Here is a 15978-nt window from a genome sequence, read left to right as displayed (position 1 = left end):
CGGGCGTTCACCTGATCAACAACCGGGTCAGGCCGGGTGTCGCGCGCGCGGGCTTTCATCCATCTGCGCGATCAGGTGATCAAGTAATTGCGCTGTGCATTTGCGCCGCGTTTCCGCATGATCGGGCGCGTCCCATAGGTTCTTCACCTGATCGGGATCGCGTCGACGGTCATACAGTTCGCCCCAGGATTCACCCCCGGGAACCCTCAGCGCCCAGTCGTCGGTGACAAGTGAACGTATGCGCGCCGGTGCTGAATACCCGAAGCGCATATTTGCATCATTATATTCGATCAGCAGCGATGCCCGCGCCAGGGAACGGTCCCCCTGAAGTTCGGCAAGGAAGGAACGGCCCTGCATACCGGCATACGGCAGCAAACCCGCCCGCGCGAGGATAGAGGGGGCAATGTCAACAGTGGACGCAAGTGCGTCGTTACGCGCGACTAGCTGCGAAAGATCAGGGTCGTTCCAGATCAACGGCACGCGATTTATCGAATCGCGCATCCACGGACCCTTGAGCAGCAAGTCACTGTCGCCAAGGTAATCACCATGGTCTGACGTGAAGATCACGACTGTCCTGTCGCGGCGGCCACTCTCCTCAAGCGCCGACAGGATTGCCCCCACCGCATCGTCAATCATCGCGATCATCCCGGCGGTCAGCGCCATAGCCTCGCGGAGGTGCTGTTCCCGCGCCATAAAGGCGAAGGTGCGCGCGTCGGGTGCGCGCCCTGCCACAAAGTCTTCGTATAGTGCCATTAGCGGCGGTGGCGGTGCCACGTGGTCGGCAAAACGTGGCCCCAACGCGAACTGATCCGGGTTGTACATGTCCCAGTAACGGCCGGGCGGGTTGAACGGGTGATGCGGGTCAGGGAAGGAGACAAAGGTAAAGAGCGGGTCTTCGTTATCTGCATTCGCCTGCAAATGCCGCACCGCGCTGTCACGGATATACGCCGTTGGATAGGCGTCTTCCGGAATATCGGTGCGTAATGCCTGAGGACAGGTATAGTTATGCGGAAGTTGCCGCAGCGGGTTCTCTGCAGCATTCGGATAGTTGCGGCGCAACCATTGGCGATAATGGCCGCTGGCTTCTGTCCCGTGCCGGGTCACCATGTCGATATGGTCAAATCCGTAATACGGAAGCGGCAGATCATAGTTTTCCGTCCCGGAATACCGTGACGGCTGTTCATGGCCATAGGCGGTAAAATCGGTCTTCCACGCTTCTGCGATCGACCCTGTCTTTCCCTTGGGAGCAACAGTCTTGTCAATCATCGGCTGCAAATGCGACTTGCCGACCGATGCTGTCTGATATCCCGCCGCCCGCAACACGTCCACGAATGTATTTGCCGTCAACGGAAGGTGACAGCCATTATAGCGCAAGCCGTGGACACTGGGATAGCGCCCGGTCATGAAACTGGCGCGGTTTGGCATGCAAACAGGCGATGCAACAAAATATTGCCCGAATGAAGTGCCGCCTTGTGCGAGAGAGTCTATATGCGGGGTTCGCAGGACAGAATGGCCGTTACATCCAAGCCAGTCCCAGCGGTGCTGATCGGTCATGATGACAAGAAAATCCGGACGGTCGCTCATCTGTGGGCTTCTCCTTTATTCCTGCAAGCCTTGCTGCCGGTCGTGGTGCTGCCCTGCGTCCTTGTCCCGCGACAGCGGGCGGCCAAAGGGGCCTGCCTGAACGTCATTCACCGCATGCCGATTGATGATAACGGCTTCGGTACTGCGCATCGGCATTTACCCGTTCGCATCGTGGACCAAGGTATTTCAGCCTTGCAGATGTACGCACGGCCGCAGCGCGGCGCATTCGGACATCTGGTCAGGCCGGGTCCGACGCACCCCCCGCCGAAAGGGTTTCCGCAACCTTTTTCCGGCGTGCGACCAGTACATGCGCGCCGATCACGACAAGACCCAATACCGTCGCCACCGAGTAGATAAGCGGATCATACATAAATATACCGATAGCAATGACGATGCGCAGGACAACCTGCCATGGTGCAAGCCGCGCAAGGTCATAGCGTGCAAGCGCGCTTGCAAGAAGATACAGCGCCACCAACAAACGTGCCATCAGCGCGATAAGGTGTGGCCAATGAATCTGTCCATCATGCCCCGGCAGGAATATTGTCGCACCGGATGCCGAGGGGTCAATCACTGCCTGCGGAATAAGCAGTAACTCGGGGTAGAACGCGAAGATGAACGGGACAACAAACATCATCACACCGGCCCTGAGTGCGGCAAAACTCGTCATGATCGGATCTGCTTTGGTAATCGACGCAGCCGCATAGGCCGCCAGGGCAACCGGCGGCGTGATTGCCGACGCGGCAGCGAAGTAGAATATGAACATGTTCGCTGTGAATGTTGACAGACCAAGGCCCACCAGAACCGGCCCCATAAGAAGTGAGACGTTGATGAACGCCGGTGCCGCGGGCATACCCATACCAAGCAGAATTGCCAGCAACATCGTTGCGATCAACGCGACAAACTGGAACACCCCTGCGCCTGCTTCGCCAAGATTCATGGAGTTGAGCCATTGAAGCACATCCACCGAAAGGTAGAACGGCATTCCGGTTAGTTTCAGGCAGAAGTCAATGATGGTGACCACCAGGAACATCAGGTAGAGCGTTGCAATAAGCGTCCCCGCCTCTGCAAGGGCGTCGACCAGTTTGCGTGGCGTTTTGCGCACCGTGGGGTCCAGAAACAACAGGCCCATCAACAGCATTACGGCCCACCAGCCAGCGCCACCTACATCGCCCGCCGCATTCTGGATCAGTTGGAACCCCCAGGGAAGGTTTCGTCCGATACACCCCGTGTTCGACATCGCCTGCTCGACACCAAAGAGAGTACCGAGCCAGCCGCAGCCGATGGATTCCTTGCTGGTAAGAAGCAACACGGTAATCAGGCTGATCGGTGCAAAAATCATGACAAGGTTCAGCTTGTCCTGTCGCGTCATGCGCATATCTTCGGAGAACCCGCCAACAGCCTGAATGCCTTGCTTGCGTGCCTGAAACACGACGGTCAGGAACAGGCATATGAAAAAAGCAAGCGCAGGGATCACCGCAGCTTTGATCACGTCGGCATAGGGAACCGCCGCCATTGACGCAAGAACGAAGGCCGCCACACCCATGACCGGCGGCATGATTGTCCCACCCGAAGATGCGGCCGCCTCGACGCCACCTGCGAAAACCCTGGAGAACCCGCGTTGCAGCATCATCGGGATCGTCAACCTGCCCGTTGAGAGGACATTCACGATCGGCCCACCAGAGATAGTTCCGAACAGCGCCGACGAAACGACAGCGGCATGCGCGGGACCGCCACGAAGATTACGGGTCACGCGCATGGCAAGCTTGAGCAGGGACTGACCGCCAGCAGAAATGCCGAACAGCGCCCCAAGAATAAGGTAGGGGAAAATATCGTTGAGAATGATACTCATGAAACGGCCAAGCAACCCGGAAGCATTGTTCGTCAGAATTCCCTGAACGCGGGAATATCCGTCCGCAAGTGTCCGTGGCTCGCTACCCAGACGGGTGACAAGATATTTGTTGATGCCCGTATCACCGTAGAAATACCAGATCGCGATGGTCAGGAATGACCACGCAACGACCAGGATCGCAACAAGAACCAGCGGCAGCCCCCAGACCTTGACCGTGTAAGCCAGAAACACGGCAATCGCGAAACCCACCACAGGAACCAGCCACGGCCCGAGGGTGTTCAGACATCTGGGGTTGTCAACTGTCGACGGGGCGGGCAAACCAAGCAGCAGCGCGTTTTCACGCTCGATCTCCAGGCTTCGCGCGATCATTCGCGCCCGGTCACCGGTGATCTGATCAATGACACAAACAGCTGAAATTTCAGATAGGTAGCTTAGGGATATGATGATCGTCACCACAACAAGAAGCGCATCAAACGCGTAATGCAGTGTGTTCCCGCGACTCCCCTCAGCGGCTTGGCGCTTGCATGCCTGATTTAATGCGACGATGAGCATCATCACAACGAACGCAATCGGATAGAAGTACTCATAGGGAAAGCGCCGGATCGATATCCACGGCAGGCCGGTGACAGACCTGATTGCCTGATCCAGGCCCGGAATGCCCGGCATCGCGTTAAACAGCCCTATGACGATGAAAGCGAAGGCGAGCAAGTAACATGCGCGCGCCAGGAGCGGGCGCTCCTGCGCCGCCGCATTCTGAGAGCTATTGGCCATGATCTACCTATGATCTCTGCTGTTGGTGAGGAGATGCCGCAGGAGACCCTCCTGCGGCCATCCGGTTCAGGGTTTGGCGCAATCGGGAACCGTGTATCCGGCTTCCTCCCACGCGACGACAGCGGCGGGATGATAGGTCAGTGGCACGTTCCCGCACATGCCCGTAAACTCCAGGTCGACATGACCCAGATTGACATAGCGCATGTAAGGTGCCCTGTTCTTGAAGGTATCCACATTATCAAGCATCAGGCGCGTCAGGGCACCGGCCATTTCGTCGCTCATGGACGCATTGACCACGATTGCGCCGGTGGACATGGGGCTTCGCCAGTATTCGTCATCTGAACTGATGGTCAAACCGCTCTGCGTTGGTATATCCGCAAGGGGGACCATGAAACCGGCTGTGCCGGGGCTGGCCAGATAGTTCTGGAACGCTTCGCTTTCATACGCGTCGCGCGGAACCGAATACAACGTGATGGCACCAGCCGCCGACGCTTGCGTGATGCGTTCATCAGCAGGAAGGTAGATCGGCAGAACCGCAGCTTCGCCTGTTCCGTCTGCAAACATGTTGCCGACCTGCCCCCAGTTCGCCTGAATGCCCGTATAGCCGGAGCCATCCTCAAGACCGGCAATCAGCTGGATCATGGCGCGTGCATTGGCCAGCGCACCACCCGAGGGCGGACCGTTCAGAACACGCCGCCCTTCCAGCGCGTGCCAGCCGTCTACCGCCGAACTGTCATAAGAATATAGGCCAATCGCGCCAAATCCGAATGTGAAAAGGGCGCGAACATCATTCACAAGTTCCGTGCCCTGTTCGGCGCCGACATTGGCGTAGGGCCCGGCACCACGGGACAGCATAAACGGGGCAACCAATGGCACGGGCGCAACATCGGTCGTCCCGCGCGCAACATTCAGCAGCGAATCCGTCAGCGTTTGACCATCCTGGATCTGGAAGTTTGCAATCCCCGTGCTGGCGGCAAGTTCTCCCAGCGTCATCACGGTGGTCAGGATGGAACTGCCGGGGGTGGGCCCTTCTGCGGAAAGGGTGACCTGAGCCTGCGCGCCAGCTCCTGTCAGCATGGTTAAAGTGGCACCAATGATGTATCTTTTCATTTTCTCTCCTCCCTACCGGTTTCCAGGGCCGGTACTATCGACCTATGCGCATGCGCATTCGGTCAGTTACCCGCGCTCCACCATGGCAGAGCAAACGGAAATGGACTTGCCCAGACGTATGACCATAAGATCATGCGCAACCATGACCGGCTGGCGGTAGGTCTCTGCCATCTCGGCAAGCATATCTTCCAGCAACGGCGGGTTCGGCCCCATCAGCACCACATGTGTCAATATGGCGAGGTGCGGGCGCACACTGTCAAAGACCTGCCCTACCTCCCGCGGTGTGATGTGATGCTCCAGCACTGTGCGTGTGTGGCTATGGCGCTCCAGTGTTTCCGGGCGGGCCATGGCAACCTCATGAATCAGCACGTCAGCGCCTTGCGCCTGCCGGACAAGGTTTTCCGAATAGCGCGTGTCATGAGAATGCACGAGAACCCGGCCCCCGAATTCAACGCGAAAACCAAACGCCGGTTTGACGAATTCGCCGTGATCCACCTCTATCGCGGTTATCTTCAGCCCGCACTCATCGAAAACGACACCTTCGCTGAACTCGGTAACCGCCACCTGATGGCAGTCCTCGGTGATTTCATTGTCAGCAACCCGGATTTTTCGATCTGCGGCGGTGAACGTCCACAATCCTTCAACCACACTGCGCACACCCTCTGGTCCAGAAACGCGCAACTGCGTCTGGCGGCCACCCCAGGATGCGGGAAGCGCCCCGGTCATCAGCAGGTCAGGCAACCCGGCGTAATGGTCCGAATGAAAATGGGAAAAGATAACCGCATCGATAGATCCGATCGGGATGCCAATTTCCGAAAGCCGGAGAACTGTGCCGCGACCGCAATCAAGCAGCACGCGGCGCCCTCCCGCCTCAATGAGCGTGGATGTTCCAAAGCGCTGCATACTCGGCAATGGCGTGCCGGTCCCCAGAAGCGTGACCTTCATCACTGATTCCCCCCAGCGAATGGTTCATTCTGTTATTTGATATAAATTAAATTTGTTATATGCAATAACTTTTTTAGTTGCAGTCTTTGAGGTCAGAAGGCATTATAGAAATCGCATCAGGTGCCAGCGTCGAGAAGGAAAACCCATGCCTACTGCTTCACCGGCAGACGATAGCAGCGTGATCAAGGACGACTTCGGGAACCCAGGTAATTCGTTGGAAGCATTCCTGGGTTACAACCTGAAACGTGCGTTCAATGCTATTCACGCCAATCTCATGCTGACATTGCGCGCGTTCGACCTGCGCATGGTGACCTACTCTGCCCTCGTGGTCGTGGTGGAACGCGCTGGCCTGCGGCAGTCGCAACTGGCCGACGCGCTGGGAATAGAACGCGCCAATACGGTTGCAATCGTGGATGAGCTTGTGAACCGCGGGCTGATATCGCGCGAGCGCACGCCAGCGGACCGCCGGGCCTACGCGCTGATCCCGACCAGTGCGGGGCGCGACCTCTGCGCCAGGGCGATGGCTGCCGACCGCGCTTGCGAAGCGCAGATAAAAGCATGCCTCACGCAAGAAGGCGTGCGGCGCCTGATTGCAGATCTCGGGCGCATCGAAGAAGCAGCACAGATTGTCCTTGAAGCGCGCACAAAGAACTGAACCGGACAGTAAACTAGGGGTTCTGCGAATTTATTTTAACCTGGCACCTGCCCCGAACGCCGCTGACAGGTCAGGTTCACAGATGTGTCTGTGCCCGGGTAACGCTGACAGATGTTCCCCAGTTCCTGCAAGCCCCGGCCAGCCCCGCCGGGAGCGGCGCATCAGTATAGAATTCGTCCATCTGCGCAAGTGAACCAATCCGGGCAGGCGCGCGGCGGCGAAATTTGGACTGGTCTGCCACCAGAAAACTGCGCCGCGCCTGTTTCAGAATAGTCTGGCTGACGCCGACTTCCTGAATGTCGAAATCCAGCATGTCGCCGTCATCATCCAGCGCAGAGCAACCTATCACGGCCAGATCGAACTTGAATTGCTGTATCGCATGGGTCGTGACCGTTCCGACCAGCCCGCCATCGACCCGCCGCAACAGCCCGCCCACCACAATGATTTCGCAGTTCGGATTATCGACAAGGATATTCGCCACGTTCAGATTGTTGGTCAGCACCATGATGTCGCGATGGCCCAGCAAGGCGCGGGCCACGGCCTCTGTCGTGGTTCCGATGTTCAGAAACAGTGAACACCCGTTGGGAATGTTACGCGCCGCCGCTTCCGCAATTGCCGCTTTTCCGACTTCGTTCAGGTCGCGCCGGTCCTGATAGCCGATATTGGCCACAGTCGAAGGCAGGATCGCGCCCCCATGCACGCGCTGCAGTTTTCCCTGTTCCGCCAGTTCCGAAAGGTCGCGGCGGATGGTCTGAAGCGTAACGCCGAAATGTGCGGCCAGACCGTCCACTGCAACGCGCCCGTCGCGGCGCGCGATGATCTGAATGTCGCGCAGGCGTTCGGACTGGGACAAGAGGATTCTCCTTCAACCGCTGTGATTCGCACCTGCGCACGGGATCGCGCATGCTGCCCTGTAGCGATCCTTACCAGCCCAGATGTTCGTTTCAAGGATTATTTGAACAACACGATCACAAGCTATAGAACAAAAGCAAAACAAAAGGCTTTGATTTTTTCGTTCTCAAAAAAACGAATATATTTTCGCATCAATCGAAAAATACTTGCGCGGGATCGCTGCGCGCGCATAGTCTGCCTGACGTCAGGATTTTACGCTTCGGGAGGGCGCATGGCGCAAGCCAGTGAACAGAAACCCACAGTTGAAACCACCCATGATCTGCTGATCATAGGCGGTGGGATCAATGGCTGTGGTATCGCACGCGACGCTGCCGGGCGTGGCCTGTCGGTCGTGTTGTGCGAAAAGGCCGATCTTGCTGGCGCCACATCATCAGCGTCGACCAAACTGTTCCACGGCGGTTTGCGCTATCTGGAATATTTTGAATTCCGTCTGGTCCGCGAGGCATTGATCGAACGCGAAACCTTGTTACGTGCCATGCCGCATATTTCCTGGCCTATGCGGTTCGTGTTGCCCTACCACAAGGATATGCGGTTCGAAAGCGACACGCCCACGTCAAAACTTCTGTCGCTGTTCATGCCATGGATGAAGGGACGCCGCCCTGCCTGGCTGATCCGGCTGGGGTTGTTTCTGTATGACAATCTTGGCGGCCGCAAGATCCTTCCGGCCACATCAACCCTGTCGCTGAAAGACCAGCCAGAGGGCGCGCCGCTGCAGGCGCGGTTCGAAAAAGCCTATGAATATTCCGATTGCTGGGTCGAGGATTCGCGTCTGGTGATACTGAACGCCCGCGACGCGGAATCGCGCGGCGCACAGGTTCTGACCCGGACTGAAGTTGTCTCCGCTGCTGTGCAGCCGGATGGAACATGGCAGATTACGGTCAAAACCGAAGATGAAACGAAAACAATCCGCGCAAAAATGCTGGTCAATGCTGCCGGTCCATGGGTGGGCGATGTGATCCATGACAAGCTGCGCCTGAACAGCCGCGAAAATGTGCGTCTGGTGCGGGGCAGCCATATTGTGACGCGCAAACTTTATGACCATGACAAATGCTATTTCTTTCAGGGCGCGGATGGGCGGATCATCTTCGCCATCCCCTATGAACAGGATTTCACCCTGATCGGCACAACCGATGCTGAACATGACGACCCGTCGCGGGCCCCATTCTGCACGGAGGAGGAACGCGATTACCTTTGCGCCTTTGCCAGCCAGTATTTCGAACGGCCGGTGACACGGGATGACGTGGTGTGGTCCTATTCCGGTGTGCGCCCGCTTTATGATGATGGCGCAAGTTCCGCCACAGCTGCGACACGCGATTACACACTCAAGGTGGACCGGTCGGTGGGTGCACCGGTGCTGAATATATTTGGTGGTAAGATCACTACCTACCGGCGGCTGGCCGAAGCCGCGCTGGAACATATCGGCACTGTACTGCCACTTGCGAAGGGGAAATGGACAGCCGGAGTGCCACTTCCGGGCGGGGATTTCGCGCATGATGGCGGCGCGCAACTGGTCGCGGATCTGCACCGCGATTACCCGTTCCTGACTGATTTCTGGGTGCGGCGGCTGGTGCGCGCCTATGGCACGGAAGCGCGCACCATTCTGGGGCAGGCCAGGTCAGCCGGTGATCTGGGCCATGACTTCGGGGCAACCTTGACCGAAGCAGAAGTTATCTGGCTGATGACACGTGAATATGCCCGCCACGCGGAGGATGTGCTGTGGCGGCGCTCGAAACTGGGCCTGCGGCTGGATGAGGACCAGACCGCGAAGCTGGAGGCGTGGATGGCCCGCAATGTTGCGGAAGTATTGCGCGCGGCAGAATAAGCCGCGCTTAAGGGAGGAGGAACTATGTCGCTTGTATTGGAAGGCGTCTCGAAGGTGGTGGAGGGGCAGACACATATCTACCCCACCGACCTGACGCTGGAGGGCGGCACGATGAATGTGCTGCTTGGCCCCACATTGTCAGGCAAGACCACGCTGATGCGGCTGATGGCGGGCCTTGATGCACCTGCGACCGGGCGCATTCTGTGGAAAGGTCACGACGTCACGGGCCAGCGCGTGCAGGACCGCAAGGTGGCGATGGTCTATCAGCAGTTCATAAATTACCCGTCAATGACAGTCTATGACAACATCGCGTCACCCATGAAGCTGATGGGCGTTTCGCGCGCAGAACTGGACCGCAAAGTCCGCGAGGCGGCGGAACTGATGCAGTTGACGCCCATGCTTGACCGCAAACCGCTGGAACTTTCGGGCGGGCAGCAACAGCGCTGTGCGCTGGCGCGCGCACTGGTCAAGGATGCCGGGCTGGTGCTGCTGGATGAGCCGCTGGCGAATCTGGATTACAAGCTGCGCGAGGAGCTGCGTGCAGAAATCCCGCGCATATTCGAAGAATCCGGCGCGATTTTCGTCTATGCCACGACCGAACCGGAAGAGGCGCTTTTGCTGGGCGGAAATGTCGCGACCATGTGGCAGGGGGAAATCACCCAGTTCGGCCCCACACCGCAGGTCTACCGCCAGCCGAAGGATGCAACCACTGCGCGGGTCTTCTCGGACCCGCCGATGAATTTCACCAGCATCGTCAAGGCGGGTGACCGGATCAGTTTCGGCGATGGGCAAAGCGCTGCGGCCACGGGCGCGCTGGCCGGGCTGCCCGATGGCACCTTCACTGCCGGGTTCCGCCCTGATCATCTGCATCTGTCCGCACAAGGCAGTGGCGGGCTGCATTTCAGATGCACCCTGCGCGTGACCGAGATCACAGGATCGGAAACCTTCATGCATCTTGACCATGCGGGTGACCGCTGGGTGGGACTGATGCATGGGGTACACCATCTGGAATTCGGCACCCCGATCGACATCTGGCTGGATGCTGCCCATGTCTATGTCTTTGCACAAAGCGGGCATCTGATAGCGCCGGCCAGCTACACGGCTGCGGCCTGAGGGAGGGGGGGAGAAAATGGCACAAATCACACTCGATAATCTGGCGCATTCCTATCTGCCCAATCCGCGATCAGAAGATGACTTCGCCCTCAAGCAACTGGACCATGTCTGGAATGACGGCGAGGCCTATGCACTTCTGGGGGCGTCCGGCTGCGGAAAATCCACGCTTCTGAACATTATTTCGGGCCTGCTGGTGCCCTCGCGCGGGCGTATCCTGTTTGGTGAACAGGATGTGACACATCAGGACACGGTCGCGCGCAATATTGCGCAGGTTTTCCAGTTTCCGGTCGTCTATGACACGATGAGTGTCGGCGACAACCTGGCCTTTCCGCTGCGCAATCGCGGCATGGACCCGGCCTATATTGCCGCGCGGGTGCAGAAGATCGCCGCGATGACCGGCATGGAAGATATCCTGCGGCGCAAGGCGCGCGGGCTGACCGCAGACACGAAGCAGAAGATCAGCCTTGGGCGTGGCATGGTCCGCGAGGACGTGAACGCCATCCTGTTCGACGAACCGCTGACCGTGATCGACCCACATATGAAATGGGAATTGCGCACGCAGCTGAAAGCGCTGCACAACGAATTCGGGCACACCATGATCTATGTGACCCATGATCAGACCGAGGCGCTGACCTTCGCCGACAAGGTTGCGGTCATGCATGACGGGCGCGTCGTCCAGCTTGGCACACCGGAGGAATTGTTCGATACGCCGGAACATACCTTTGTGGGCTATTTCATCGGTTCCCCCGGCATGAACCTGATTGACGCCGAAGTGTCCGGCAGCGTTGCCCATTGCGCGGGCCATGCCGTGCCGTTGGGCGGCAGCTACAAGGCATTGCAAGGCCGCGTGCAGATCGGGATACGTCCTGAATTCGTGACGCTGGCAAGTGGCAATGACGGGCTTCCCGTCACCATCAAGCGCATTGAGGATGTGGGGCGTCATCAGATCCTGCGTGCTGAATTCGCAGGCAAGCCGGTCAATGCCGTGCTGCCCGAAGGCATGCCCGTTCCCGCGGATGCCAACCGCCTGATTTTCGCGCCCGAGCGGGTCAATGTCTATGTGGATGATTGGCGCGTCGCACCGCTGCATTCGGTTGCCACCCCTGCAAGAGAGGCCGTGTGATGGACAAGGTGCAAAACAACAAGGCGTGGTTTCTGGTACTGCCAGTGCTGGTACTGGTCGCCTTTTCTGCTGTCATCCCGCTGATGACAGTGGTGAATTATTCGGTTCAGGACACGTTCGGCAACAATGTGTTCTTCTGGGAAGGGCTTGGCTGGTTCAAGGACGTTCTGACCTCGGACCGGGTGCATGCCGCCTTTGGTCGCCAGCTTGCATTTTCCGGTATCATCCTTGCCATCCAGATCCCGCTTGGCATTGCGATTGCCATCTGCATGCCCAAGCGCGGGTTCTGGGCCTCGGTCTGTCTGGTGCTGATGGCGCTGCCGCTGCTCATTCCATGGAATGTTGTCGGCACGATCTGGCAGATTCTGGGGCGCAGCGATATCGGTCTGGTGGGCTATGCGCTTGATCAGATCGGCATCACCTGGAACTATGCGCGCAATCCGGTGCATGCTTGGGTGACGGTCGTGATCATGGATGTCTGGCACTGGACATCGCTTGTGGCGCTTCTTGCCTATGCCGGGCTGCAATCCATTCCGCAGGCGTATTATCAGGCCGCCAAGATCGATCAGGCCAGCCGCTGGAAGGTGTTCCGCTATATCGAACTGCCCAAGATGCAGGGCGTGCTGCTGATCGCGATCCTGCTGCGCTTCATGGACAGTTTCATGATCTATACGGAGCCATTCGTGGTAACCGGGGGTGGGCCGGGCAGTGCCACCAGTTTCCTGTCGATTGATCTGGTGAAAATGGCGCTGGGGCAGTTCGACCTTGGCCCGGCGGCGGCATTCTCGATCATGTATTTCCTTGTGATCCTGCTGGTCTCTTGGGTGTTCTACACCGTGATGACCAATCTTGACAAAACGGAGGGCCGGTAAATGGCAGTCACGACCGACACCTACATGCCCACCAGACGCAGAATTGCCATGCCCCGGGTGAAGGCCCGCCATGTGGTAATGGTGATCTACCTGCTGTTCATGCTGATCCCGATCTACTGGCTGGTGAAAATGAGTTTCCAGACAAACCGGGAAATCCTTGGCGGGTTCACGCTCTGGCCACATAACCCGACGCTTAACAATTACCGCGTCATCCTGACTGATGCGTCCTGGTACATGGGCTATGTGAATTCCATCACCTATGTGGTGATGAACACGGTCCTGTCGCTGGCTGTCGCACTTCCTGCCGCCTATGCCTTCTCACGCTACCGGTTTCTGGGCGACAAGCATCTGTTCTTCTGGCTGCTGACAAACCGGATGGCCCCGCCAGCGGTGTTCGCCCTGCCCTTCTTCCAGCTTTATTCATCGGTGGGGTTGTTTGACACCCATATTGCGGTGGCCCTTGCGCATACGCTGTTCAACGTGCCGCTTGCCGTCTGGATTCTGGAAGGGTTCATGCGTGGTGTACCCAAGGAAATCGATGAAACCGCCTATATCGACGGCTATTCCTTCCCGCGCTTCTTCATCAGGATCTTCATGCCATTGATCGCAAGTGGCATCGGGGTGGCGGCGTTCTTCTGCTTCATGTTCTCCTGGGTGGAACTGCTGTTGTCGCGCACACTGACGGCAGTGGCTGCGCAGCCCATCGCCTCTATCATGACGCGCACGGTTTCGGCCTCTGGCCTTGATTGGGGGGTGCTCTGCGCCGCCGGGGTGCTGACCATCATTCCCGGCGCGCTGGTGATCTATTTTGTCCGCAACTACATCGCCAAGGGCTTTGCCCTGGGCCGCGTTTAAGGGGGAAAGCCCATGAATCTTAACTGGATGGCATGGACCGGGCCGACCGCAATCTTCTTCATCGTGATTGCCTGCCTGCTTCTGATCTTCACCTTCCTCGGGATCAGATACCCCGAAACCCCGCGGCGCGGCATTCTGACAATCGAGACGACGCGCGGGGACAGGTTGTTCATCACGCTTCTGGGGTCGGCCTTCATCAATGCGGGCTGGCTGGCAATAAGCGGTCTGCCGCAATGGTGGGCCCTGGGAATTTGCGCGCTTTACGCCGCAGCGGTGTTCCGCTGGGTGTGAGAGTGCGCAAGTAAGCGCGTGCCGGACCACAGGGAGTGAGGCCCGAGGGCGGCCCGGACACGCAGGACTGAAAACGAAGGTTCAATCCATGGGAGGATATAACATGAACCGACTGCTAAGGACATCAACCGCGCTGGCAATGGCGCTTACGGTGACGGGAAGTCCGGCATTCGCCGATATGGACGCCGCCATCGCATTTCTTGACGAACATATAGGCGAGATGTCGGTCCTGACCCGCGAGGAACAGGAAGCGGAACTGCAATGGTTCATCGAAGCAGCAGAGCCGTTTCAGGGCATGACCATCAATGTCGTATCCGAAACCCTGACAACGCATGAATGGGAAGCCAGCGTTCTGGCCCCTGCCTTCAGCGCCATGACGGGTATCAACGTGACCCATACGCTGATCAGTGAAGGCGATGTGGTCGAACGCCTGCAAACGCAGCTGCAGACCGGCGAAAACGTCTTTGACATGTATATCAACGACGCAGACCTGATCGGCACCCACTGGCGCTACCAACAGACCCGCAACCTGACCGACTGGATGGCCGGCGATGGCGCATCTGTCACCAATCCCGGCCTGGATCTGGATGACTTCATCGGAACCAGCATGGCCACCGGGCCGGATGGGAAGCTGTATCAACTGCCCGTGCAGCAATTCGCGAACCTTTACTGGTTCCGGTATGACTGGTTCAACGACCCTGAAATTCAGGCAGAGTTCGAAGCCGAATATGGCTATCCGCTGGGTGTTCCGGTGAACTGGTCAGCCTATGAAGATATCGCCGCCTTCTTCACTGGCCGTGAAATCGACGGGCAGACGGTCTATGGCCATATGGATTACGGGCGCCGTGACCCATCCCTGGGCTGGCGCTTTACCGATGCGTGGTTGTCCATGGCCGGGGCGTCCGATCTTGGCTTGCCAAATGGTGTGCCGATCGACGAATGGGGTATTCGTGTCAACGACAACTTCCAGCCGGTCGGTTCCTGCATGGCGCGCGGTGGGGCCACCAACAGCCCGGCTGCTGTCTATTCGATCGAAAAATACGTCGAATGGCTGAATGAGTATGCGCCGCCCGCAGCCGCCGGTATGAACTTCTCTGAATCCGGGCCGGTGCCCGCACAGGGCAACATCGCGCAACAGATCTTCTGGTACACCGCCTTCACCGCTGACATGGTCGCGGACGGGTTGCCGGTCGTCAATGAAGATGGCACGCCGAAATGGCGCATGGCCCCCTCGCCGCATGGGACCTACTGGCAGGAAGGCATGAAGGTCGGTTATCAGGATGCGGGTTCGGCAACCCTGCTGGAATCGACCCCGGTCGACCGCGCGCAGGCGGCATGGCTCTATGGTCAGTTCATCGCCTCGAAAACCGTGGATGTGGCGAAGTCCCATTATGGCCTGACCTTCATCCGCGAATCCACCATCCAGCATGACAGCTTCACCGAACGTGCGCCCCGTCTGGGCGGTCTGGTGGAATTCTACCGCTCGCCCGAGCGTGACCTGTGGACCGACACTGGCTTCAACGTGCCGGATTACCCACGTCTGGCGCAACTGTGGTGGCAGAATATCGGTGATGCGTCGTCAGGCGCGCGCACGGCACAGGAAGCCATGAATGCGCTGTGCGACCAGCAGGAAGCCGTGATGGCGCGTCTGGAACGCGCGGGGGTGCAGGGCGAATTCGGCCCGGCCCTGAACGATCCACAGGAAGAGTCCTACTGGCTGGAACAGCCCGGTGCGCCATGGCCGAAGCTGGATGACGAGAAAGGCGAGCCATTGACCGTCGCCTATGACGAACTGATCCGCCGCTGGACGGAATAAACCTCCCTGTCGGGGCTGTGCGCCAGCATGGCCCCGGCCACGTACAGGCGGAGTGGTGATCGCACTGCTTCGCCTGTTTCTTTGCAGATATATCAGACAGGAAAACCGGTCCTTCAGGCCGCGCGGGAGAAGGCATACATGGGCTATATACTTGCGATAGATCAGGGGACGACATCGAGCCGTGGGATTGTTTTTGACGGTCAGATGCGGATTTCTGCGATCGCGCAGGAGGAATTTCCGCAGCATTACCCGGCCTCTGG

The 15978-nt window shown here is 58.4% G+C and carries 15 protein-coding genes; 9 read left to right on the top strand and 6 right to left on the bottom strand.

Annotated elements, in window-relative coordinates:
• Nucleotides 1-27: 27 nt before the first annotated feature.
• From PUT78_RS13715 to PUT78_RS13695, 5 genes are all read right to left on the bottom strand, one after another.
• A complete protein-coding gene (locus tag PUT78_RS13715) occupies nt 28-1584 on the bottom strand; it encodes a sulfatase family protein (RefSeq protein ID WP_274352840.1) in 1557 nt (518 codons plus the stop codon).
• 15 nt (nt 1585-1599) lie between these two features.
• Nucleotides 1600-1734: a hypothetical protein gene (locus PUT78_RS13710; protein ID WP_274352839.1), complete on the bottom strand. Its 135-nt coding sequence runs from the start codon at nt 1732-1734 to the stop codon at nt 1600-1602.
• A gap of 88 nt (nt 1735-1822) precedes the next feature.
• Nucleotides 1823-4204, bottom strand: a complete 2382-nt coding sequence (locus PUT78_RS13705; RefSeq protein ID WP_274352838.1) for a TRAP transporter fused permease subunit — start codon at nt 4202-4204, stop codon at nt 1823-1825.
• A gap of 66 nt (nt 4205-4270) precedes the next feature.
• The gene (locus tag PUT78_RS13700; protein ID WP_274352837.1) at nt 4271-5314 is read right to left on the bottom strand and encodes a TAXI family TRAP transporter solute-binding subunit; all 1044 of its coding nucleotides are present in this window, start codon (nt 5312-5314) and stop codon (nt 4271-4273) included.
• Between the two features lie 66 nt (nt 5315-5380).
• On the bottom strand, nt 5381-6259 hold the full coding sequence (locus PUT78_RS13695) for an MBL fold metallo-hydrolase (protein WP_274352836.1): 879 nt from the start codon (nt 6257-6259) through the stop codon (nt 5381-5383).
• 145 nt (nt 6260-6404) lie between these two features.
• Here PUT78_RS13695 and PUT78_RS13690 point away from each other — a divergent pair, with 145 nt between their 5' ends.
• Nucleotides 6405-6914 (top strand): MarR family winged helix-turn-helix transcriptional regulator, encoded by a 510-nt coding sequence (locus PUT78_RS13690; protein WP_274352835.1) that lies wholly within the window; start codon nt 6405-6407, stop codon nt 6912-6914.
• Nucleotides 6915-6990: 76 nt separating this feature from the next.
• Here PUT78_RS13690 and PUT78_RS13685 read toward each other — a convergent pair whose 3' ends face one another.
• Nucleotides 6991-7767, bottom strand: a complete 777-nt coding sequence (locus PUT78_RS13685) for a DeoR/GlpR family DNA-binding transcription regulator (protein ID WP_274352834.1) — start codon at nt 7765-7767, stop codon at nt 6991-6993.
• Nucleotides 7768-8037: 270 nt separating this feature from the next.
• On the opposite strand from PUT78_RS13685, the gene glpD reads away from it, so the two are divergent.
• The 8 genes from glpD to PUT78_RS13645 all read left to right on the top strand — a co-directional run.
• Nucleotides 8038-9648 (top strand): glycerol-3-phosphate dehydrogenase, encoded by a 1611-nt coding sequence (gene glpD / locus PUT78_RS13680; protein WP_274352833.1) that lies wholly within the window; start codon nt 8038-8040, stop codon nt 9646-9648.
• Nucleotides 9649-9672: 24 nt separating this feature from the next.
• Complete coding sequence (locus PUT78_RS13675) at nt 9673-10761, top strand: ABC transporter ATP-binding protein (RefSeq protein ID WP_274352832.1); 1089 nt, start codon at nt 9673-9675, stop codon at nt 10759-10761.
• Between the two features lie 16 nt (nt 10762-10777).
• Nucleotides 10778-11884: an ABC transporter ATP-binding protein gene (locus tag PUT78_RS13670; protein WP_274352831.1), complete on the top strand. Its 1107-nt coding sequence runs from the start codon at nt 10778-10780 to the stop codon at nt 11882-11884.
• Nucleotides 11884-12756, top strand: a complete 873-nt coding sequence (locus tag PUT78_RS13665) for a carbohydrate ABC transporter permease (protein ID WP_274352830.1) — start codon at nt 11884-11886, stop codon at nt 12754-12756. The genes PUT78_RS13670 and PUT78_RS13665 overlap by 1 nt, the downstream gene beginning before the upstream one ends.
• A 24-nt stretch (nt 12757-12780) precedes the next feature.
• Nucleotides 12781-13611: a carbohydrate ABC transporter permease gene (locus tag PUT78_RS13660; RefSeq protein WP_274352937.1), complete on the top strand. Its 831-nt coding sequence runs from the start codon at nt 12781-12783 to the stop codon at nt 13609-13611.
• A 12-nt stretch (nt 13612-13623) separates the two neighbouring features.
• A complete protein-coding gene (locus PUT78_RS13655) occupies nt 13624-13902 on the top strand; it encodes a DUF2160 domain-containing protein (protein ID WP_274352829.1) in 279 nt (92 codons plus the stop codon).
• Between the two features lie 103 nt (nt 13903-14005).
• The gene (locus tag PUT78_RS13650; protein ID WP_274352828.1) at nt 14006-15718 is read left to right on the top strand and encodes an ABC transporter substrate-binding protein; all 1713 of its coding nucleotides are present in this window, start codon (nt 14006-14008) and stop codon (nt 15716-15718) included.
• A gap of 138 nt (nt 15719-15856) precedes the next feature.
• Nucleotides 15857-15978, top strand: a 122-nt coding sequence (locus PUT78_RS13645) for an FGGY family carbohydrate kinase (RefSeq protein WP_274352606.1), incomplete at its 3' end; no start/stop codon positions are given.

This window comes from Roseinatronobacter alkalisoli (assembly GCF_028745735.1).
In the GTDB taxonomy this organism is placed as follows: Bacteria; Pseudomonadota; Alphaproteobacteria; order Rhodobacterales; family Rhodobacteraceae; genus Roseinatronobacter; species Roseinatronobacter alkalisoli.
Note: the sequence above shows the minus strand (reverse complement) of the source record. Positions and strands in the feature narration are given on the sequence as shown.